General features: G+C 64.9%; 17 protein-coding genes. 11 read left to right on the plus strand and 6 right to left on the minus strand.

Annotated elements, in window-relative coordinates; all coding sequences use genetic code 11:
- Nucleotides 1-5: 5 nt before the first annotated feature.
- On the minus strand, nucleotides 6-1,382 hold the full coding sequence (locus ACYCVF_RS21975) for a glycoside hydrolase family 3 N-terminal domain-containing protein (RefSeq protein WP_459600193.1): 1,377 nt from the start codon (nucleotides 1,380-1,382) through the stop codon (nucleotides 6-8).
- Between the two features lie 188 nt (nucleotides 1,383-1,570).
- Between ACYCVF_RS21975 and ACYCVF_RS21980 the strand changes: the two genes are divergently transcribed.
- The 3 genes from ACYCVF_RS21980 to ACYCVF_RS21990 are packed head-to-tail and all read left to right on the plus strand — an operon-like array spanning nucleotide 1,571 to nucleotide 5,390.
- Nucleotides 1,571-3,055 carry a DUF4153 domain-containing protein gene (locus tag ACYCVF_RS21980; protein ID WP_459600195.1) on the plus strand — a complete coding sequence of 495 codons (1,485 nt, stop codon included), beginning with the start codon at nucleotides 1,571-1,573 and terminating at the stop codon, nucleotides 3,053-3,055.
- A 44-nt stretch (nucleotides 3,056-3,099) separates the two neighbouring features.
- Nucleotides 3,100-3,807 (plus strand): response regulator transcription factor, encoded by a 708-nt coding sequence (locus ACYCVF_RS21985; RefSeq protein ID WP_459600197.1) that lies wholly within the window; start codon nucleotides 3,100-3,102, stop codon nucleotides 3,805-3,807.
- Nucleotides 3,804-5,390 (plus strand): ATP-binding protein, encoded by a 1,587-nt coding sequence (locus tag ACYCVF_RS21990; protein WP_459600199.1) that lies wholly within the window; start codon nucleotides 3,804-3,806, stop codon nucleotides 5,388-5,390. Before ACYCVF_RS21985 ends, ACYCVF_RS21990 begins: the two co-directional genes overlap by 4 nt.
- Here the strand turns inward: ACYCVF_RS21990 and ACYCVF_RS21995 are convergent.
- Nucleotides 5,387-5,527, minus strand: coding sequence for a hypothetical protein (locus ACYCVF_RS21995; RefSeq protein ID WP_459600201.1), 141 nt, complete (start codon nucleotides 5,525-5,527; stop codon nucleotides 5,387-5,389). The genes ACYCVF_RS21990 and ACYCVF_RS21995 overlap by 4 nt on opposite strands.
- A gap of 79 nt (nucleotides 5,528-5,606) precedes the next feature.
- On the opposite strand from ACYCVF_RS21995, the gene ACYCVF_RS22000 reads away from it, so the two are divergent.
- Both ACYCVF_RS22000 and ACYCVF_RS22005 read left to right on the plus strand, forming a co-directional pair.
- Nucleotides 5,607-6,176: an alpha-ketoglutarate-dependent dioxygenase AlkB gene (locus tag ACYCVF_RS22000; protein ID WP_459600203.1), complete on the plus strand. Its 570-nt coding sequence runs from the start codon at nucleotides 5,607-5,609 to the stop codon at nucleotides 6,174-6,176.
- A 309-nt stretch (nucleotides 6,177-6,485) separates the two neighbouring features.
- Nucleotides 6,486-7,415, plus strand: coding sequence for an alpha/beta hydrolase (locus ACYCVF_RS22005; RefSeq protein WP_459600863.1), 930 nt, complete (start codon nucleotides 6,486-6,488; stop codon nucleotides 7,413-7,415).
- Nucleotides 7,416-7,539: 124 nt separating this feature from the next.
- On the opposite strand, the gene ACYCVF_RS22010 is transcribed toward ACYCVF_RS22005, so the two are convergent.
- Entirely contained in the window at nucleotides 7,540-9,102 is a 1,563-nt protein-coding gene (locus ACYCVF_RS22010; RefSeq protein WP_459606614.1) for an adenylate/guanylate cyclase domain-containing protein, read from the minus strand.
- A gap of 194 nt (nucleotides 9,103-9,296) precedes the next feature.
- Here ACYCVF_RS22010 and ACYCVF_RS22015 point away from each other — a divergent pair, with 194 nt between their 5' ends.
- The 6 genes from ACYCVF_RS22015 to ACYCVF_RS22040 all read left to right on the plus strand — a co-directional run bounded on the left by ACYCVF_RS22015 (nucleotide 9,297) and on the right by ACYCVF_RS22040 (nucleotide 15,941).
- Nucleotides 9,297-10,388 carry an enolase C-terminal domain-like protein gene (locus ACYCVF_RS22015; protein ID WP_459600207.1) on the plus strand — a complete coding sequence of 364 codons (1,092 nt, stop codon included), beginning with the start codon at nucleotides 9,297-9,299 and terminating at the stop codon, nucleotides 10,386-10,388.
- 230 nt (nucleotides 10,389-10,618) lie between these two features.
- Entirely contained in the window at nucleotides 10,619-11,089 is a 471-nt protein-coding gene (locus tag ACYCVF_RS22020) for an NUDIX hydrolase (protein ID WP_459600209.1), read from the plus strand.
- 444 nt (nucleotides 11,090-11,533) lie between these two features.
- Complete coding sequence (locus tag ACYCVF_RS22025) at nucleotides 11,534-12,874, plus strand: efflux RND transporter periplasmic adaptor subunit (RefSeq protein ID WP_459600211.1); 1,341 nt, start codon at nucleotides 11,534-11,536, stop codon at nucleotides 12,872-12,874.
- A gap of 2 nt (nucleotides 12,875-12,876) precedes the next feature.
- Nucleotides 12,877-13,602: an ABC transporter ATP-binding protein gene (locus ACYCVF_RS22030; protein ID WP_459600213.1), complete on the plus strand. Its 726-nt coding sequence runs from the start codon at nucleotides 12,877-12,879 to the stop codon at nucleotides 13,600-13,602.
- Nucleotides 13,603-13,611: 9 nt separating this feature from the next.
- The gene (locus tag ACYCVF_RS22035; RefSeq protein ID WP_459606615.1) at nucleotides 13,612-14,772 is read left to right on the plus strand and encodes an ABC transporter permease; all 1,161 of its coding nucleotides are present in this window, start codon (nucleotides 13,612-13,614) and stop codon (nucleotides 14,770-14,772) included.
- Nucleotides 14,773-14,774: 2 nt separating this feature from the next.
- On the plus strand, nucleotides 14,775-15,941 hold the full coding sequence (locus ACYCVF_RS22040; RefSeq protein WP_459600217.1) for an ABC transporter permease: 1,167 nt from the start codon (nucleotides 14,775-14,777) through the stop codon (nucleotides 15,939-15,941).
- A gap of 71 nt (nucleotides 15,942-16,012) precedes the next feature.
- Here the strand turns inward: ACYCVF_RS22040 and ACYCVF_RS22045 are convergent, their stop codons facing one another.
- From ACYCVF_RS22045 to ACYCVF_RS22055, 3 genes are all read right to left on the minus strand, one after another.
- Complete coding sequence (locus ACYCVF_RS22045; RefSeq protein ID WP_459600219.1) at nucleotides 16,013-17,104, minus strand: hypothetical protein; 1,092 nt, start codon at nucleotides 17,102-17,104, stop codon at nucleotides 16,013-16,015.
- 766 nt (nucleotides 17,105-17,870) lie between these two features.
- Nucleotides 17,871-19,256, minus strand: coding sequence for a hypothetical protein (locus ACYCVF_RS22050; protein WP_459600221.1), 1,386 nt, complete (start codon nucleotides 19,254-19,256; stop codon nucleotides 17,871-17,873).
- A complete protein-coding gene (locus tag ACYCVF_RS22055) occupies nucleotides 19,249-20,637 on the minus strand; it encodes a hypothetical protein (RefSeq protein ID WP_459600223.1) in 1,389 nt (462 codons plus the stop codon). The genes ACYCVF_RS22050 and ACYCVF_RS22055 overlap by 8 nt, the downstream gene beginning before the upstream one ends.
- Nucleotide 20,638 lies beyond the last annotated feature (1 nt).

Raw genomic sequence — 20,638 nt, forward strand, 5'->3', positions numbered from 1 at the left:
CGCGTTCAACCGCCCCTCGCCAGCACGCGCGGGGCGGTACGCGTTTTCTCACGTGTAGTTCCACCGCGTGAGACGGCGCGCGCCTGCTCGGCCGCAAAACCCGTCTTCAGGCGCGCCTCGCTCGCACGCAGCATCGCCTCATCCAGCTTGCCCCGCCGTGATCCGTCGAGAGCGCAGGCGAAGACGCGGTAGAATTGTGTGCCGTCATAGGCGACCAGCAGCAGATCGACACCGGCATTGATTGCCTCGACTACGGCCTTGCAGACGTCGTTCTGATAGATCGCGCCCATCACGAGGTCGTCGGTCATCACCATGCCCTGATAACCCCATTTGTCGCGGATGATCCCTTGGACGACCAGCTTCGAATGCGAGGCGGCGCGGTCGGGATCGACGGCGGTAAGCGTGACGTGACCGATCATCAGCGCGCTGCGCGAATGCGACAGCACCTCGCGAAACGGCAGCCAGTCCGCTGCTTCCAGCTCGGTCACCGACGCATCGAGATTGGCGCTGAAGTGATGAGTGTCGCTGCGCACGCGGCCGATGCCGGGAAAATGCTTGAGCGTCGCACCGATGCCTGACTCTTCCAACCCACGCACATAGGCGCTCGCGATCGTGCTGACGACGACGGGATCGGCGGCAATCGCGCGCTGCCCGATCAGCGTGTGGAAGTCGAGACGATTGCGCCTCGGCGGCGGCTTGAGGTCGAGCACCGGTGCGAGATTGAGGTTGACGCCGATTCCCGCGAGCTCGCGCCCGTGGATGCGGCCGAACTCTTCCGCCTTGGCCTGCTGATCATCGGGAGCAAGTCCGGTGAGTGTCGCCAGCGCCGGCACCCTGGTCAGCGGAGGCGCGAGATGCCCGACGATGCCACCCTCCTGGTCCGCGGCGACGACCAGCGGCGGCAGGCCAGCTGCGCGCCTGATATCCTGGAGCGCCGCGAGCTCGGCGCGCAGCGCCTCGACTGTCCGTCCCCGGATGTTGTGGCGGGTGACGTAGACGCCGCCGATCAATCCCAGTTCGGCAAGGCGCGCAACTTCCGGAAAGGACGAATACCCGACCATGAAATGTGGTCCGAGCTGGCGAGCCTCAGCGGCGCTGGCGCCGAGGACATCATGCTTGCGCAGCTCGAACCTGACATGCGCCGCAGACATCAGAACCGGCGGCAGGCACCAGAGCAAGACGAGGAGCTTGCCCGCAAAGCTGCGCCAATGCCCGCGACGCAGCAGGACGATGACGACCAAGATGCTTGTGACGACAAGCGCGACGTTTCCGGCGCCACGTAGCACGAGCAGATAGGGATCATTCTTGTTTGCGGCCGCGAATGCGGCGAGCGGCGCGGCTAGCCAGAGCAGGATGAGGCCGATACGACCGAGGAATTGCATGATGCATCACACGCTGTTGGAGCGAATGCTTCGCACCTATCAAAGCGGTTGACGCTGCGCGAGAGACAAACGCGCGCCTGCACGAAAACTGCAAAAGACTCCTGAAACCGTGCAGACGACGATCCCGCCTTCTGCACAAGGCCCCTTCAGACTGCGTGATGTCACACATCACGAAAGGTCTTTTGGACATGGCGAGCCTGGCTTCGACGATAGCAGCGGACCTCCAGCCGATCCGGCATCCCACCATTTTGGCCAAGCTTGGCCTCGCGCTCGCGCTGGCCGCACTGGCCGACTGGCTGTTCTACGGCGAACAGATCGGGCTGTCGCTGACGCTCTTTGCTGTCGCGACCGTTGGCGTGTCGGTGCTGTTCAATCATGCGGCTCTGGATCTGCGGCGCGCGATGATCGGCGTGGCCGTTCTCGTCGCCGGTCTCGTACCGGCCTTCGAGGAGCTCAACACGCTCTCGTTCCTGATCCTCATCGCGGCGCTGCTCATAGCCCTGCTGCTCGCGACCAATCCGGAAACGACCGGGCTCGCCGAGCGTAGCCGCGCACTGCGCAACTTCGTCCTGCTCGGCCCCTTCAGGTTCTTTCCCGACGCGCTCCAGATCTTCAATATGTCGGCGTTCACTCGCGGCGTCGCACTGTGGCTACTGCCGGCGGCGCTGAGCACCGTATTCGTCGCGCTGTTCGCAGCGGCCAATCCTGTCATCGAGCATTGGGTGTCCTTGCTCAATCCAAAGCTCATCTTCGAATATGTCAGCGTCCCGCGCGTGCTGTTCTGGACCATGATGCTCGCGCTGGTCTGGCCCTTCATCCATGTATGCTGGCAGCGCAAGACGCTTGCCACCACTGGTGTCGCCGATGTCCCGGTGCCCCCGTCGCTCCCGCCGCTCGTCCCGGCCGAATTCCTGGGCCCTTCGACGATCCTGCGCTCGCTGATCCTGTTCAATCTGTTGTTCGCAGCGCAGTCGATTCTCGACGGCATCTATCTCTGGGGCCACGTGGCGCTGCCCGCCAATATGACCTATGCGGCCTACGCCCATCGCGGCGCCTATCCGCTGATCGCAACCGCCCTGCTCGCCGCCGCCTTCGTGCTGATCACGATGCGTCCGGGCGGGCCGGCCGAGAAATCGAAGGTGATCCGGTCGCTGGTCTATCTCTGGGTGGGACAGAACGTGCTTCTGGTCGCCTCGTCCATTCTCCGGCTCGACCTCTATGTCGACATCTACATGCTGACCTACTGGCGCATCGCGGCCTTCATCTGGATGGGGCTGGTGGCGCTGGGACTGATCCTGATCCTCGCCCGCATCGTGCTCGGAAGGTCCAACCAATGGCTGATCGGCGCCAACCTGATCGCGTTGACGATCGTGCTCTATGGATGCTCGCTCGTGAACTTCGACGCCTTCATCGCCGACTACAATGTTGCTCACAGCCGGGAGGCATCGGGCAAGGGCGTGCAGATCGACATCAACTATCTCCTGACGCTCGGGCCGCAGGCTCTGCCGGCCATCGACAAGGCAATCGCGCTGCGGCCTGGCTCCGGCGAGGGCTGCCTTGTGTCACGGCGAGACAGGCTTGTAGAACAGCAGCGTCGGGAACTGGCCTGGCGGAGCTGGGGCTTCCGAGGCTGGCGGCTCCAGCGCAGGCTGGACGCCCCAGCCAAAAGCTAAGTCCGGCCCCCAGCCGCCGGGCTGACGAAGCAGCGGAGAATTTCTTGGCGCATCGCATTCTCATCGTCGACGACGAGGGTCATATCCGCGAGGTCATCCGTGTTGCCCTGAAGAAGGCCGGTATGGACGTGATCGAGGCGCGCGACGGCAAGGAGGCGCTCGCCCGCTTTGCCGCCGACAGGCCCGATCTGATCGTGCTCGACATCGGCATGCCCGAATTCGACGGCCTCGAGGTCTGCCGCGAGGTGCGCAAGTCCTCCGACGTGCCGATCCTGTTCCTCTCGGCGCGCGACGAGGAGATCGACCGCATTCTCGGGCTCGAGATCGGCGGCGACGATTACGTGACCAAGCCGTTCAGCCCGCGCGAGCTGGTGGCGCGGGTCAACGTCATCCTGCGCCGGCTGGGCCCCCGCAACGGCGAGATCAAGGCCGGCGGCCCGGCCACGCTGACGCAAGGCCGTCTCCTGATCGATCCCGAGCAGCATGTGGCATCCTTCGCCGGCACGCCGCTGAAACTGACGGCGATCGAGTTCGGCATCCTGCGCGCGTTCCTGACCCGCCCCACCTCGGTGTTCAACCGTGAGCAGCTGATGCGGGCGGCCTATCAGCTCAACATCCAGGTCTCCGACCGCACCATCGACAGCCATATCCGCAACATCCGCGCCAAGCTGGCGGCGCTGAACTGCGGGAACGTCGTCGAGACCATCCACGGCGTCGGCTTCAAGCTCGGCCGCTGCGAGAAAGAGGCATGAGCACGGCACCCGACAAATGGCGGCCGTCGCTGGGGCTGGTCATCTTCACGGTGCTGACCACCGTTGGCGTGCTGCCGCTGGTCGGCCTGTTCTTCTTCCGCCTCTACGACAATCAGCTGATCCGCCAGACCCAGGCCGAGCTGATCGCGCAGAGCCGCGTGCTGGCGACGATCTATGCGCAGGAGGTCACGGCGCGGCTCGACGGCGGCCTCACGCTGGGCGCCGAGGTGCCGCCGGGCGTGCTGCCCGATCCCGGCGACCAGGTCACGCCGATCCGTCCCGCGCTCGACCTCACCGCGAACGACTTGCTGCGGCGGCGGCCGGATGCCCAGGCTGCACTCCGGCCGGCGCAGCCCGCCTACATCGAGATCGGCGCACGACTGACGCCGATCATCCGCGAGACCCAGAAGGTCACGCTGGCGGGCTTCCGCATCCTCGATCCGCAGGGCGTGGTGATCGCCGGCCGGCAGGAGGTTGGGCAATCGCTTGCGCATATCGAGGAGGTCGCGGACGCGCTGCACGGTCAATACCGCGCCACCTTGCGCAACCGCGTGCCGGACAAGCCTCCGCCGCCAATCTATTCCTTCAGCCGCGGCCTCGGCGTGCATGTGTTCTCAGCGATGCCGGTCATCGTCGACAATCGCGTCGCGGGGGTGATCTACACCACGCGCACGCCGAGCAATATTTTCGACCTCCTCTACCAGGAGCGGGGCAAGTTCGTGCTGGCCGGGCTTGCCGTGATCCTCGGCACGATCGCGATCGGGCTCGTGTTCTCGCGCACCATCACGCTGCCGATGCGCGAGCTGATCGATCGCGCCGCGCGAATCGGCCGCGGCGACCGCGAGGCGTTCCGGCCGCTCCGGCACTACGGCACGCGCGAGTTCGCCCAGCTCTCGCACAGCTTCCTCGGCATGGCCGAGCAACTGGCGCGCCGCTCGGACTACATCGCGACGTTCTCGGCGCACCTTACCCACGAGCTGAAATCGCCGCTGACCTCGATCAAGGGCGCGGCCGAGCTGCTGCAGGATTCGGTTCAAGGCAAATCCGGCAGCCTGACGCCCGCCGAGCAGAAGACATTCATCGCCAACATCCTGTCCGACACCCAGCGGCTGGAGGCGATGGCGCAGCGGCTGCGCGAGCTCGCCCGCGCCGAAAGCCTGCCGCAGAACGAGCGCACGGAGCTCGCGCCCGTGATCGCCGACCTCAGAAACAGGTTTCCGGCAAGCTCGATCGACGCCAGCGGCAGTCTCGACCGGGCGGTCGGCATGTCCGGCGAGAAGGCGCTGATCGTGCTGTCGCATCTCGTCGACAACGCGGTGCGGCACAAGTCGCGGAGCATCAGGCTGGAGGCGGTCGACGAGCGGACGACCCTGCTGCTGACGGTCAGCAACGACGGCGAGCCGATCTCGGCGCCCAATCGCGACAGGATCTTCGATGCCTTCTTCACCACCCGCCGCGACCAGGGCGGTACCGGAATGGGGCTGGCGATCGCCCGTGCGGTCATGGCGAGCCATGGCGGCTCGATCACGCTGAAGCCGACCGACGAAGGCGCGGCCTTCGAGCTCCAGTTTCCCGCAGCCTAGATGGCGAACACCCAGGCGGCGACGATGGTGCCGATGGTAACGATACCGGCGATGGTCCAACCCGCGGCATATTCCAGCTCAGGGTGACCGGTCGCCCGCATGATATCTACCGGATCGGTGGCATGCTTCTCTGCCATGACAGCCTCGCACATGACTCCCCGCGTCATATGTAAGTCGCATCAGCCGCCATTAGGTTCCATCACGGACGTGCGAGGAATGATGCAGCTAGGCTTGTTCGCAGAGCCGCAGGCGGAGCCGGCCGGGCTTCGCCATACGGACGATTTTATCGGTGCCGCAGTCGAGCAGGACTTGATCGACCGCATCGCAGCATTGCCGCTCCAGCGCTTTCAGTTCGGCGCCTTCGAGGGCAACCGCCGCGTGGCGTCGTTCGGCTACCGCTACGACTATTCGCTGCAGCGCCTGGTCGAAGCGGAGCCGATCCCGGACTGGGTGGCGCCGATCGCGCGTCACGTCGAGGCATGGGCGGGGCTGCCGGAGGGCAGCGTCCGGCAGGTTCTGTGCACCGAATACGAGGTCGGCGTCGGCATCGGCTGGCACCGCGACAAGCCGCATTTCGACAAGGTGCTCGGACTATCGCTCGGCGCGCCCTGCAAGTTCCGCTTCCGTCGCCGCAGCGGCGACCGGTGGGAGCGCCACACGCTCGAAGCCCTGCCTCGCTCGCTCTACATGATGGACGGCGAGGCACGGTCGCAATGGGAGCACAGCATTCCGCCGGTCGGGGCGCGGCGCTACTCCATCACCTTCCGGACGATGAAGCGGGCCTGACGGGTCGTCCAAAACAAAAACTGCGAAAACAACCCCATGCACAGTAGAATGCCTCTTCCGGCGCGAGACTGGCCGGCGCCGGACAAGGGCTTGACGGATCGAGACAAACTGGCCGCGCCCCGCAATCGTCCCGGGGCCTTGCGACCTTGCGTTCCAAATGATGCGCGTGCGAAGGGAGGACGTATGTTCGGCGCCGGCTAACAGTGCCGCGAATTCGCCTCAAGGCAAGCTGACTACTAATGAGGCGAATTGAAAAGACAGGTCACATCAGCGAGCCACTATGAGCCCCGCAAGGCGGCCGGCATCACCATGAAGAATTTTCTGACGTTTTTCTTGCTTCTGACCATGAGCACGGCCTCCGCACACGGACCTTTGCCGGCCCGGCTCTCCGCGCCGTCCGATCTCGTGCGCGTGGGTCTCACCGATGCCGACACGACCGCCGGAGGCACGGCGCGGCTGTGCGAGCAGGTCACCTTCTCGCGCGGCCTGCGCTATGGCGAGAGCGAAGCCAATGTGCTCGACGTCGCGACCAGCGCAGCCAAGGCCGATACGCCGCGGCCGGTGCTGCTGTTCGTGACCGGCGACAGCTTCACCGGCGACCACGCGGCGCCGGAGCTGGCCCGGCAGATCCAGGACCAGGCGATGTGCTTTGCCGCGCGCAACGACATGATCGGCGTGCGCGTCAGCTACCGCCTGGCGCCCGCGGCGACCTGGCCGATGGGGGCCACCGACGTGGCGGCGGCGCTGTCCTGGGTCCACGGCAATATCGACCTGTTCAACGGCGATGCCCGCGAGATTGTCGCGGTCGGCTATGGCGCTGGCGCCTTCCACGTCGCGACCCTGCTGGCGCATCCCGAGTTTCAGGCCGACCGCGCCGATGTTGCCGCGGTCGTGCTGGTGTCCGGCATCTACCGCGCGGGCAAGGACGCGAGCGACAGCGAGAAGGCCTATCTCGGCCCGGATGCCAACCAGTATAACGCGCGATCGGTCTTCCCCGGCATCCTGAACGTCGACGTGCCGATCGTGCTGGCGTGGGCGGCGGACGATCCTGCTGCAATCATGGCGCAGGGCGAGACGCTGAAGAAGACGCTCTGCGGCGCCGGCCACTGCCCGCGCAGCGCGCTGCTGCGCAGCCGCGACGGCATCGCCAGCGCCTTCGGCCTCGACGGATCCGGCGACAGCCTCGCCGAGCCGACACTGCTGCTGGTGAAGCAGCTCGAGGCACGGGGGTTGCCGTAGCGGTCTGGCCTTGGCGGGCAAACAGACGGAGCCGGGGTCACGACCTTCCCCGCTTGCTTGAGGGAGGGGGAGCGCACCTTCTTCGCGCCAACGGCTGGACTCATCAAACCCCTCCTGGGCGCCATCACGCCGGCTTGAGCGAGGCCAGCGCGTTCTCCAGCAGCGACCGCACCCGCGCTGGATCGCCCGACTTCACCACCGCGGGATCGAGATAGAGCTCGAGCCCCGGCGCGCGCTCGGTGATGATGCCGCTGCTTTCCGCCGCCGCGTCGGTCAGCGCGTCGACCGAATAGGGAATGACCTCGCGGCTGATGCCCTTCATCGTGATGGCCGGCAGCGCATGGGCGCGGACGATGTCGCTGACGAGGGCAAAGGTCTCGTAGCTCAGCACGATGCCGCCGGGCTCGGCGATCGATTGCAGGCGCGCGGCGAGGTTCGCTTCTGCACCGATGATGGTGTAGTCCATGCGGTCGGCGCTGCCGAAATTTCCGACGTTGCAATAGCCGGAATTGATGCCCATGCGCGAGCGGAACGGCTGCTCGACGCCGGAGGCGCGCCATTTTGCATTGAGCTCGGCAAGGCGCTGCTGCATGCGCCAGGCCATCTGGAGGCAGGCCTGCGCATCGGCCCGGTCGCCCCTGGTCTCGGGGTCGCCGAAGAAGATCAGCATGGCATCGCCGATGAACTTGTCGATGGTGCCGCCATATTCGTGGGCGATCGCCGACATCTCGGTGAAATATTCGTTGAGCAGCTGCGTCAGTTGCTCCGGCTGGAGCCGCTCCGCCGTCGCGGTGAAGTTCTGGATGTCCGAGAAGAAGATGGTGAGCTTCTTGCGTTCGGTATGGATGGTGACGTCCTTCTGGCCGCTGAAAATGGACTTGTAGACCTGCGGCGGGATGTAGCGCGAGATCTTCATCGATAGCGAGGCGAGGAAGTCGTTGGCGGATTCGAGCTCCTTGTTCATGCCCTTGATGCGGCGCGCCTGGCGGCGCTGCAGCGACAGGAACGCCAGGCCGCTGCCGGCGGCGATCACGAAATAGGCCAGCAGGAACTTGAACGAGAAGATGTTGGCGGCGATCGGCTGGGCGATGATCACCTCCTGGATGCCGCGGACATCGCCGACCTTCCAGTCCTTCTTCGGGCTTTCGGGGTGGCTGTTGTGACAGCTGACGCAGGCCGGGCCCATGGTGACGGGGGCAACGAGGCGGACCTTGTCGTTGAACAGCGAGGTCTCGGTCTCCACGATCCTCTGCTCGGGATCCCGGCGCAGCGCGTCGATCGCATCCTTCTCGAACTTGTCGAGGTGGTGCGGCGCGCGGTTCTGGAACGGGAAGTCGGAAACGAAGCGGTAGGTGATGTTCTCCTGCTGCGCGCCGATCACCCGGCCGAGCTCCAGCGACAGCGTCGCCGGAATCGGGATGGCGCCGGGGACGGATTCGTAGTTGTGAACGACCTTGGTGCTGCCGTCGCGGTTGGCGAGGATGCGTCCGACCACGTTGGTCGCGTAATAGCCGCGCACGCTCGTGATCACCGAATTGAGATCGATTGCCTGCCGGCGCAGGCCCGTCTTGCTGAGCTCGGTCAGGTCCAGCCACACCGCGAGCGGCAGGGCAAGCAGGAGGAAGACGATCACGGCACCGGTCAGGATACCGCTCTTGCGCTGTTCTTCGGAGATCTCTTGTTTCACATTGTGGCTCCGTGGTGCGCGATTTTGTCGGCAAGGACCGTCCGAATCCGCGGCAAGGAATGCGGCGGCACAGAGCCCATATTTGCCAGCCGGCGCAAGCCCATTTTATGGTAGTCCGGCTCGGTGCCCTTTCGTTTGATCACGGATGCTCAAGTTCGGCACCGACCTGCATCCGCTCCGCCGGGAGAAGCCCCATGACCGAGACCATCCGCATCAAACGCTTCCATGCGCGGCCCGTGATCGTGCCGATGAACCTGCCGCTGCAGACCTCGACCGGCGCGATCGCCAAGGCCCCGCTGGTGCTGATCGACTGCGAGACCGACCAGGGCGTGGTGGGCCACGCCTATCTGTTCTCGATCACGCCCTCTGCCCTGAGGCCGCTGGCGGCGATGATCACGGAAATGTCGGAGCTGCTGGCTGGCGACGAGCTGCTGCCATTCGAGATCGAGCGCAAGCTGGCCCAGCGATTCACGCTGCTCGGCCTCGCAGGCCTGCAACGGCTGGCGCAATCCGGTATCGACATGGCGGCATGGGATGCGCTCGCCCGCAGCAAGGGCCTGCCGCTGGCGCGCCTGCTCGGCGGCGCGCCGAAACCGGTCAAGGCCTACAATTCGAAGGGGCTCGGCATCATGCCGGCCGGCGCCGCGGTGGACGAAGCCCACAAGCTGCTGGCCGAGGGTTTTCAGGCGGCAAAGATCCGCGTCGGGCGGCCCGACGCGCGGGAGGATCTCGCCGTCGTGCGCGCGGTGCGCAAGGCCGTCGGCGATCAGGTCACTCTGATGTGCGACTACAATCAGGCGCTGACGGTCACCGAGGCCATCCGCCGCGGCGAGATGCTCGACGACGAAGGCCTCACCTGGATCGAGGAGCCGATCCGCCACGATGACTATGCCGGCTGCGCCCGCATCGCGGACGCGCTACGCACACCGGTCCAGATCGGCGAGAATTTCGACAGCGCCTTCGCGATGCAAGCGGCGCTCTCGGCGGAAGCCTGCGACTATGTGATGCCCGACGTGCAGCGCATCGGCGGCGTCACCGGCTGGCTGCGCGCTGCGTCGCTTGCGCACGCCGCCGGCATCGAGATGTCGACGCATCTGTTCTCGGAAGTGAGCGCGCATCTTCTCTGCGTGACGCCGACCGCGCATTGGCTGGAATATGTCGACTGGGCCGACGCGGTGCTGGCGACGCGGCTACGGATCAAGGATGGTTTTGCGCTGCCAGGCGAGGAGCCCGGCAACGGGATCGAATGGGACGAGGCGGCGGTGGGCAAATATTTGGTGGCGTGATCACGCTGCCGCCCGCCCAACACCGACGCCGTCCTGTCGAAAGCCAGGATGACGTAGGGAATATGCTGCGGGCAGTTCGTCACCCCTCGTCATTGCGAGGAGCTCTTGCGACGAAGCAATCCGCGCGCGCACCGGCGAACGAGCCTGGATTGCTTTGCTACGCTCGCAATGACGCAGGGAAAGCAAGACCGCTCGTTGCGCTGAGACGAGAAGCGGACTAACGGTGCCCCATGACCACTTGGCGCCCTCACGCTCACATCCGCGTCGTCGCGATCGGCCTGCACTGGCGGGACGGTCGGCTGCTGGCGGCCGAGGTGCGCGACGACGCCGGCCGGATCAAGGGCGTGCGGCCGCTTGGCGGTGAGGTCGAGTTCGGCGAAAGCTGGCGGGCCGCTTTGCTGCGCGAATTCAACGAAGAGCTCGGCATCGAAATCTCGCTCAAGGGCGAGGCCATGATGCTGGAGAACATCTTCGTGCACGAGGGAGCAACCGGGCATGAGGTGATGTTCATCTCCGAGGTCGAGTTTCCCGATGCCGCGTTCCGCGGTCAGGACCGCATCGACTTCAGGGAGGACAATGGCGCCCACATCGTCGCCCGCTGGTTCGACCTCGCCGATCTCGATGTAGCAGGCGCTCCGAGCCTGTTTCCGACCGGGCTGAAGGGCCTGCTGCTAGGGGCGCCAAAGGGCAGGCCCGCGTAGTCGGCTCTCCTGTCTTGCCGGGCGCAACGCGTCAGGCAAAGCAGGAGCCGTCCGCCGCAAAGGCAAGCCGTCGGCACGTGCTGGCGGGCTTCAACGCCACTCACACGGCAGTGCCGAGCGGTACTGCTCGGCGGCTACTTCATCAGTTCGAAGCGACCTCCTCGGCCTCCAGCTGCTGTTGGGAGTTCGGACCTTAAAAATTACCGAAGAATGAACCAGCCGGCTCGGCGCACGACGCGACGGATTTACGGCCACATCGACCTTGGGACCACAGGGCTGAAATTCGCGTGCAGCCGCAGGCGACGGTAAACTTTATGGTCCCGCTCCGGCTTTCCCGGTCTCGAGCTACGGCAACCGCTCCGCTGTTGCCGTCGGCTTTATTCAGAGTTTAGATAAGATTGGAGAGTACCAATCCTGGATGTCAAGAGGCGCCTTTAATGCTAATTGACAGTCGTCAACCGCATGGCTTACGGCTTCCACAACGAGATATTTTCTTCAAGTTTTGCGCTGCGTTGCTCGGAAATTCATGATGAAGCGATGACTCTGCCCCAAGCCCTGAGCGATGGCGCACCAGCCGCCTCCGATCTATCCGCACTCGCAATCGACCGTAGCGCCGGCTCGCGGCGTCACAAACGACTGCGCCGCATCGTGGTGCGGGTCCTTCTGGTCGCCGTTCTCGTCGGCGTTGGCGTCGCAACGTGGGTGTGGCGCCGGCATAGCCAAATCGTCGTCGAAACGGCGCTCGTCTACTCCGTCTATCCGTCGCAAGCGCTGACACTGCTCAACGCGACCGGGTATGTCGTTGCGCAACGCAAGGCCTCCGTCGCCTCGAAGGCGACAGGCCGTCTCGAATGGCTGGGCGTTCTCGAAGGCAGCAAGGTGCGCGAGGGTGATGTGATCGCCCGTATCGAGAGCAGCGACACGCACGCGATGCGCGACCAGGCAGCCGCCAACGTGCAGGTTGCGGAAGCCAACCTCGCCCAAGGGCGGGCGGAGCTGACGCAAGCAGAAATCGCGTTCAGGCGCTCAGAGGCCCTCGGCGAGAAGAACATCATAAGCGAGTCGACGCGCGAAACCGCTGAGGCACGCCTCGCCAAGGCGCGAGCAGCGTTTGCCGGGTACGGGGCCGCCATCGCGGCCGCGCAGGCCAATCTCCGCGTGTCCGAAGTTGCCATCAGCCAGACCCTTATCCGAGCGCCCTTCGACGGCGTTGTCCTCACGCGGCACGCCAACGTAGGCGACACGATCACACCGTTCTCGCAGGCGGTCGACACCAAGGGCGCGGTCGTCACCATCGCCGACATGGACTCGCTCGAGGTGGAAGCCGACGTGGCGGAATCGTCGTACCTGAGCATCCACGTGGGGCAACCGGTGGAGATCCAGCTGGACGCGATTCCCGGCGAACGCTTCGAGGGCGTGGTTAACCGGATGGTACCGACCGTGGATCGCGCCAAGGCGTCTACCCTCGTGAAAATCCGGTTCGCGCAGCGTGACTCGCGGATGCTCCCGGATATGAGCGCCAAGGTGGCTTTCCTCGAGCGTGAAGTAGCCGAATCAGAACGCAAGCCCGTTCTTGCAGTGCCGGCGGCGGCCGTTCTCGAGGTGGATCGACGACAGCACGTCTACGTCATCGAAAATGGGAAAGCTCGTCTGCGGAGCGTGGATCTCGGCGCCAAAGTGGGTGACCAGATTGAGGTACGTGACCTCGGTGCCGGGACGCGAGTGGTGATCCGACCGTCGGAAGATCTTGGGGACGGGCGCGCAGTCAAGCAGGCCACGAAGTGACCGTGCTTCGCGTCGCCGACGCGCCGGCCGGGGAAGATGTGCTTATCGCACTGACCGACGTAAGCAAGAGCTACCGACGCGGCGCGCAGATCGTCCCGGTCCTTTCCAAGCTCACATTCGACATCCGCCGCAAGGAGTTCCTCGCCCTGATGGGTCCGTCGGGCTCGGGCAAGTCGACACTGCTCAACCTCATCGCTGGCATCGACAGTCCGGATCACGGCTCGATCAAGGTGGGGGGCGAGGACATCACGCTTCTCGAGGAAGCCGATCTCGCTGACTGGCGTGCGGCGAACGTGGGCTTCATATTCCAGTTCTACAACCTGATGCCTGTGCTCACGGCGCTCGAGAATGTCGAGTTGCCTCTCACTCTCACGAGCTTGGGGCGGCGCGAGCGCCGAGACCGCGCGCAACTCGCCCTCAGTCTCGTCGGCCTTAGCGATCGCGTCAAACATCTGCCCTCGGAGCTCTCAGGCGGACAACAGCAGCGCGTGGCGATCGCGCGGGCGATCGTCACCGACCCGACAATGCTGGTGGCCGACGAACCGACCGGCGACCTCGACCGGCAATCCGCCGAGGAGGTGCTCGAGATCATGCAGCGGTTGAACCGCGATATGGGCAAGACGATCGTGATGGTGACGCATGATCGGCGCGCGGCGGCACGCGCGAAGCGCATCATGGACCTGGAAAAGGGCGATCTTTCCTATCTGGTGGAGCAGCGCCTTGCGTGAGTGCCGATCATGAGCCAATGGCTCACGCTCGTGGTGCGTAACGTCTTGCGCCACCGGCTGCGCACGTCCCTCACGCTCGTCGGGCTCATCGTTGCGATCCTCGCCTTTGGTGTGCTCCAGACCGTCGTCAAAACGTGGTACGCGGGGGTGGATGGCGCCGCTCCTGCGCGACTGCTGACCCGCAATGCCATCTCTTTCACGCTGCCGCTGCCACAGGCTTATCGGAAGCGCATCAGCGCCGTCGAAGGTGTGCGGCGCGTCACTTGCATAAGCTGGTTCGGCGGCATCTACAAGGATCCGAAGAACTTCTTTCCGCAGTTTGCGATAGATGCCCCGAGCTATCTCGATATGTTTCCCGAGATCCTGGTTTCGGACGAGGCGCGGCGCGCTTTCCTGCACGACCGCCGCGGCGCGATCGTCGGACGCAAGCTCGCCAAACGCTACGGCTTCAAACCAGGCGATGTGATTCAGCTGCGCGGGACGATTTTCCCCGGCAACTGGGAGTTCGTGATCCGCGGCGTCTTTGACGGTCGAGAGCCCAAAACCGACACCTCGCAGCTATTCTTCCACTGGGATTACCTGAACGAAACGCTGCGCGTGCGCTCCAAGGCACAAGCCGATCAGGTTGGCATCTTCGCCGTGGACGTCGACGGCATCAATCGCGTCGCGGAAGTCAGTCAGGCAATCGACGACGTATTCCGAAACTCGCTCGCCGAGACGCTCACCGAGACTGAGCGCGCTTTCCAGATCGGTTTCGTGAAGCAGACAGAGGCGATCCTCATTTCCATCCGCGTTGTCTCGTTCATGGTCATTATTATCATCCTGACGGTCATGGCAAACACCATGGCGATGACGGCGCGTGAGCGTCTCCGCGAGTATGCGACGCTGAAGGCAATCGGCTTCAGCCCCGGTTACGTAGCGCGATTGATCCTCGGGGAGTCCGTCATGATGGCATTGATCGGGGGCGCGATTGCCATCGGGCTCACGCCCCCGATTGCCGCGCGCCTCGCCGAACTCTCTGCAACGCTATTCCCGTCCCTGATCGTGAGCGTCAACACCGTCATGTTGCAAGCACTCGCGTCGTTGCTGGTCGGGGTCCTCGCCGCGGTCTTGCCGATGCGCCGGGCAGCCCGTGTCAGCATCGTCAACGGCCTTCGGGCGTTGGGCTGACCATGCCGTTGCTGCTCGCCTACAGCTTGCGTAACCTGCAAGTGCGCAAACTCACCAATTTCCTCACCGCGACAGGGATGGCGCTCGTGGTGTTCGTCTACGCTGCCGTGCTCATGCTTGACTCCGGACTCAAGCAGACGCTCGTTACGACCGGCGAGGATACGAACGTCATCTTCGTACGCCGCTCCGCGGAAGTCGAGATCCAGAGCCTGATCGACCGCCGGCAGGCCAGGATCATCGAAAGCCAGGCCGAAATCATCAGCGGGGCCGAAGGCGCGCCGCTCGTATCGAAGGAAGTGGCTGTGCTGATCGCACGGCCAAGGCGCAAGACCAAGCAGGCAAGCAACGTTCTGATCCGCGGCGTTGGTCCAGCCGCCCTGGCCGTGCGTCCGCAGGTGCGGCTTGCCGAGGGGCGAATGTTTCGTGCGGGATCGAACGAGATCGTGATCGGACGAGCGCTCGTGGGGCGTTTCGAGGACGTCGAGGTTGGATCGAGCCTCAGGTTTGCTCAGCGAGAGTGGAAGATCGTAGGCCGGTTCGACGCTGGCGGCAGCGGGTTCGATTCCGAGATTTGGGCCGATGGCGAGCAGCTCATGCAGTCGCTTCGGCGAGATGTTTTCTCTTCGGTCACGGTGCGGCTCGCTGATCGATCCAGCTTTGATACGCTCAAGGCGCGTCTCGAAGCGGATCCCCGTCTCACCATCGAAGCCAAGCGCGAGCGCGCCTTTTACGAGGAGCAGTCGCGCCTGCTCTCCGGGTTCATTCAGATTCTCGGGATCACGCTCTCGGTGATGTTCTCGCTCGGTGCAGTCATTGGCGCGACCATAACCATGTACGCGGCCGTGGCCAGCCGCATGATGGAGGTAGGGGTCCTGCGCGCACTTGGGTTCCGGCGCTCGCGGATCCTCGTTGCTTTCCTCGTTGAGGCAATGCTGCTCGCGATCGTAGGCTGGGTCGTTGGGCTCTTGTTCGCATCGCTCATGACGCAGGTGAGGATCACGACGCTGAACTGGACCTCGCTCTCCGAACTCGCATTTCGGTTTGTGCTGACGCCCGAGATCGTGCTGCGGTCGCTCGTCTTCGCGCTCGTGATGGGCTTCCTCGGCGGTTTCCTGCCGGCCGTACGGGCCGCCCGCATGAAGATCGTCGATGCGTTGCGCGTTGCTTGAGCGTTCGGCGGGGTGAAACCCTGCGGTCTCATCCTGATTGTCGCGCTGTAACCTTTGTTGATCGGCCATCATCAACTGACCGCGCCGTACAGGCCCATGTCCGAGAGAGCGTCGCGTACGAGTGGCGCCAACTCGGCGCGGGTCGTTACGCGGTCTGGCACGTAGCCGGACACAGTCAAGAACAGCCGCTCGCCGACACGGTAGTACACGATGAATAGCACGCCACCCAGCCGCTCAAGCTCCGAGGCCGTATAGCGCTCCAGAAGGGAGGCTTGAAGAAGCAATGCCTCGCCGCAAGGACGGTTCATGTCCGGCGGCAACTCGCCGACAAGGCTGCATCCAACGGGCAGATCCGCTCCGAGCGCCCCCCGCTCCAGATGGCGCGCGAGCCACGGGGGCACATACGGAATCAGCGGAAACAATGGCGACAGGTCATCACCATGCCGGACCAGCGAGGCCAACGCAGCCTTGTGATCTCGCTGGAGAGCGCGCGGATGGTTGCGGCAAGCATCGGGGTCTGCCATCACGGTGACCGATCGCAGCGCGTTGCCGCGCCGGTCACCTGGATGGCGGTCGCTGACCGGCAATACCAGCTTCACGTGCCCTGAGGCGTCCACGCGGCCCATCCGGAAAGCGAGCCGTGCCGCGAACGCCATGATCAGCGGGTTACTTGCCACGCCCAGAACCGACGCACGCTGTTGGCAGGCGCCTGCGTCCATGACCACCTGCACGAGCGGCACATCCGCTGCCGGCTCAGAGTGGGCGCGGCTGCTTCGCGCGCGGGAGCTCGAACGCGGCGAGCCCGCCCTCCCCTTGCGCGACCGCCGCACGAGAGCCACCAGAGCGTGCCAAACGTCAGGCAGGGCGCGCAAGCTCTCAACGCTGTCGCGCGCCAGCATCACTGGAGACCAACGCCGAGATGGAGCCGGGAGTCCCAGGTCGCCATCGCGACCAGCCACCGCGTCAGCGATGGCCTGAGTGGTGGCTTGCATGTCAGCGATCGTATGCGACACCAGCATCATCAGCGCGCAGCCACCGCCCTCCAGTGCCTGGACCGCCAGACGCCAGCCTGGTCCGCGCTCGGGATCCACAGGCAGGTCGAGCAGCACACGTCGCAGCTTGGGCAGACACTCGTCGGGAATCGGGTCGTGAAACCACGTCACTGGGCCCGGCACGGGATTAGCCACCCAACGGTGCCGCCCCCACGGCAATGGTGAACGCTGCAGGAGACGTCCCAGCAACCCCCGTGCGAGGCGCTCGCTGAACTCTCTCACGGCGGCTTCATCGATAGCGTGCGGATACAACCAGGTGAGATGCAGCGCTGGCCCGCGTCCGAGCGCGCGCAATCCGGCGAATGAGCCTTGGTCCATATAGCACAGAATGTCGTCCGCGCCCGCGCCAAGGTGGTTCGCCCGGCCGCGGCGTCTACGCAGTTTGTTGACAGAAGAAGGGCTCACCCCTCAAGCCCCGGGTTTCTTTGCTGCGCGATGCGACCGCCGCCCAACAAGGTTCGGTGCTTCCAGACGATGTGGGCAGGCTGAACGCCGCGCGTTCCGACACACTCGTCCCGAATCCACCGCACTGCATCACCTTTGCAAGTACGCGAGCGCGACAGCTTAATGACGCCACCCGTGTCACACCGCGTCCAGGTTTTGTAGGACGCGTTCGAGCGCGCTGACAAGCCCGCCAGGCGAAGATCGCCAGCCGCGATGGACATGAAACTCGACCGGAAGCCGGTTGGCAACGATGAAAACTCTGGTCGCGTATACCGTCGTCTGCCACATCTGTGGTTTCTGTGGTTTCGCGGTCCAAAGTCGCAGTTGCCCCCCGCGGCCTATCAGTCGTAGTCAATTGGCCCGATCCTGAGAACGCGTAACTTTCATCGTGTGGGAATCCACATGCAAGACCAGTCGCCGCGCCACGCCGGAATCAGGCGTCGATGATCGCGTCGAGTCCGAAGTCGGCGAGTGTTCGCGAGACCACCATGCGAAGTTCGTCAGACGTGGTTGGTGCGGGTCCCAACCGGCAGGCCTCGATACAGAGGGAGACGGTCTCGTCATAGCGGGAGGCCACCACGACGAGATGACCGTGTGAGCGCTCCAGGTCTCGGCGCGTGACGTTGACATCCACAGCTCGTGTCAGCACATGACGGCACGGCGCGCCGTCGATGCGCCCGAGCGCGGCCGGCAGCATTCCGACGTCGGAACAGCTTACTGGCATGTCACCGGCATAATTGAACAACCGGTTCACGAGCGTCTTTGCGGCAGTGCGCGGCATCCAAGCGATGGCGGGCAGGAACGAAGCCAGGACATCGGTCTGATTTTTCCTCGCGAGGCGCAGCGCCTTCCGTGACGCATTCACGGGCTCCAGGGTCCTGGTCAGGCCTGCAGGCGCGACGTTCATCGTCAGGAATTCGATCGCCAGCGCGCGTTCGTCGTCCAGCCCCCGCCTTTTGTTGATCGGGAGAAGCAGGCTGACGGCGCCGTCAGAGGAACGGCAGCGGCCCAGATGCGATGCCAAGGACGCTACGAAGCCCGGCAGCAGGGTACTGAAGCTGCCACCAAGCCGCTCCTCGCACGCGAACCAGTCACGCGATTCAACGGTCACCACGACGGCCGGAAGCTCCACAATCGCCAATGGGTCGTGACTTGCTTCAACGGCTGTAACGGCCGGCCTCTGTATCGGGGCGGCAGGGCGGCACCAGCTCGCCTGCGCGACCCGAGCGAGTGCGGCAACCGTGCGCGGAGCGTCGGCCAGGATCTGCCACGCGTCTGACACGCACCCGGACAGCAGTCCGCGCGCGCCTTTGAGCAAGTACGGGCTCGGGACGCCCGTGCCGTTCACGGCAGCCTCGATAAAGCGCAAGGCTCCCATTCCGTCCAGCACGAGATGCGATCCGACGATGCTCACGGCCGTGCTGCCATCGTCGAACCGTTGGATGGCCATTCGTCCGGCCGGACCGATGACGGGGTCTACGGACGCGCGCGCATGCTGGTTAGCCCAGTGCAGCAGCCGCGATCGTGGCAGCAGATCCGAACCCTGCTCAGGCGGAATGGGCGGCCAGGCGGGCTTCACCCAACGAGGCCTTCCCCACGGCAAGCGAGACGGTTCGATGAGCCGATTGAAGGACTGCGAGGTGAGTCGTTCATATGTTCGCACGAGCGCGGCGAGGTCCACGTCACGGTCATAGAGCCAGAGGCATTGCATCAACTGGCTCCGGCCGGTGACCCTGAACAATTCGTAGGCCAGTTGGTCCAGCCAGGCGAGCCGGTGTCGCGCGTATGCTGGAGCGCCGGGCGTGCTGGTCTCAGGCATCGAAAAACTCACCAGCAAGTTCGTAATCGGCCAGAAGCCGTTCGACGAGCGCACGAAGATCCCGAGGATCCGTCACCACGCCGGGCTGGTAGGCAACGAAGCTCAGAGCGAGAAATCCGGGTGTGACGCCGGCGAAGAGAGTGGCCACGCCTCGACGCGCCTCGATCGCGCGGCGCGGGACCGGACGGTCGATGCCGCGAAAGCAGATTCGATCAGCCGCGCCGCCATCGATCTGGAGCACGTCCGTCGGCAAGTCGCCCAAGTTCGAACAGGTGACCGGCAGGTCAGCGAGCGCGCCAAGCGCAAGATGGCCGGCAGCCGAAAATGCGCGTCGAGGCACAAAGGGCACCAAGGGCAGCAGCGCGGAAAGGCGATTGGGCGCCCGCCTCGTCCGCAGCAGCGTCGCCCGCAGACGCCGCTGCAACGTATGCAGGCGCCCGCGCGATTCGTCGACACGCAGCTTCAATGTGGCTAGCGCGACGCCGTTCCCGCCGGTGTGCGACAGACCCTGTCGTTGGTTCACGGGGATCAACAAGGTCACATCATCGCCACGGACGCGACCGAGCGCCTCGGCAAACGCCGCGGTTACCGCGGCAAGGAGCGTGAGGCGGTTCGCACCGAGGCTCTTTGCTCTGGCGTCCCAGACGGACGTGGGCACGCGTATGAAGGTCGACGGAAACACGACTGCCCCGCCATCTGCGATTGTCACGGTTGGCGATGCGGCGGGTGTGTTGGACGCGGCGCGCGAGGCGTATGCTGTACGGACCGCCTGGGCGAGCGCCCGGAGGGTCGCTGGCGCGTCCCGCACAATGCGTTGGAGTTCGGCACCCAGTGTCGTTGCGGCGCGGTGCGCTGACCAGCCTGACCATGCGGGGTAGACTGGGGGCCGTCGCTCTCCCCGCACTGCTTCGCTCACGGCTATTGCCGTCGTCAGTCCGTCCGCGATGCAATGCGACACCACGAGCGAGACCACGGTGGAGCCATCGGTGAAGGTCTGGACCGTCAAGGTCCATGCTGGCCCCCGCTCAGGGTCCAATGGAATTTCGACCTGCGCGTCGGCCCAGACCTGCATCGCCTCGGGGGCAAGCGGCGCCTCCGCAACAGCCAGGGCAGGCGACGGGGGTGGCGCGCTGACCCACTGATGCCGTCCGAACGGAAGCAGCGCCGGCCGGATCAGGCGCGCCAGATGGCCATGCGCGAGATTGTCACGAAACCGCCTCAGCGCGTCCAGGTCGACGGGCCGCAGATAGCGCCACAGCACCTGAATGACCGCATGCTGCCCAAGCGAGATATGCGCAAGATAAATGCCCTGATCCGTGAAGGACAAGAAGGGCGGCGACACACTCGACACGTTCTCTGGGTGAGACATCGTATGCGTCATC

This window comes from Bradyrhizobium cedriense, from assembly GCF_054602315.1.

Excerpts from the sequence above, each read along its gene's own strand:
- ACYCVF_RS22015 (WP_459600207.1), top strand. The coding sequence starts at position 9,297 with ATGACCGAGACCATCCGCATCAAACGCTTCCATGCGCGGCCCGTGATC.
- ACYCVF_RS22040 (WP_459600217.1), top strand. The coding sequence starts at position 14,775 with ATGCCGTTGCTGCTCGCCTACAGCTTGCGTAACCTGCAAGTGCGCAAA.
- ACYCVF_RS22035 (WP_459606615.1), top strand. The coding sequence starts at position 13,612 with ATGAGCCAATGGCTCACGCTCGTGGTGCGTAACGTCTTGCGCCACCGG.
- ACYCVF_RS21990 (WP_459600199.1), top strand. The coding sequence starts at position 3,804 with ATGAGCACGGCACCCGACAAATGGCGGCCGTCGCTGGGGCTGGTCATC.
- ACYCVF_RS22005 (WP_459600863.1), top strand. The coding sequence starts at position 6,486 with ATGAAGAATTTTCTGACGTTTTTCTTGCTTCTGACCATGAGCACGGCC.
- ACYCVF_RS21995 (WP_459600201.1), bottom strand. The coding sequence starts at position 5,527 with ATGGCAGAGAAGCATGCCACCGATCCGGTAGATATCATGCGGGCGACC.
- ACYCVF_RS22055 (WP_459600223.1), bottom strand. The coding sequence starts at position 20,637 with ATGACGCATACGATGTCTCACCCAGAGAACGTGTCGAGTGTGTCGCCG.
- ACYCVF_RS21975 (WP_459600193.1), bottom strand. The coding sequence starts at position 1,382 with ATGCAATTCCTCGGTCGTATCGGCCTCATCCTGCTCTGGCTAGCCGCG.
- ACYCVF_RS22050 (WP_459600221.1), bottom strand. The coding sequence starts at position 19,256 with ATGCCTGAGACCAGCACGCCCGGCGCTCCAGCATACGCGCGACACCGG.
- ACYCVF_RS22020 (WP_459600209.1), top strand. The coding sequence starts at position 10,619 with ATGACCACTTGGCGCCCTCACGCTCACATCCGCGTCGTCGCGATCGGC.
- ACYCVF_RS22000 (WP_459600203.1), top strand. The coding sequence starts at position 5,607 with ATGATGCAGCTAGGCTTGTTCGCAGAGCCGCAGGCGGAGCCGGCCGGG.
- ACYCVF_RS21980 (WP_459600195.1), top strand. The coding sequence starts at position 1,571 with ATGGCGAGCCTGGCTTCGACGATAGCAGCGGACCTCCAGCCGATCCGG.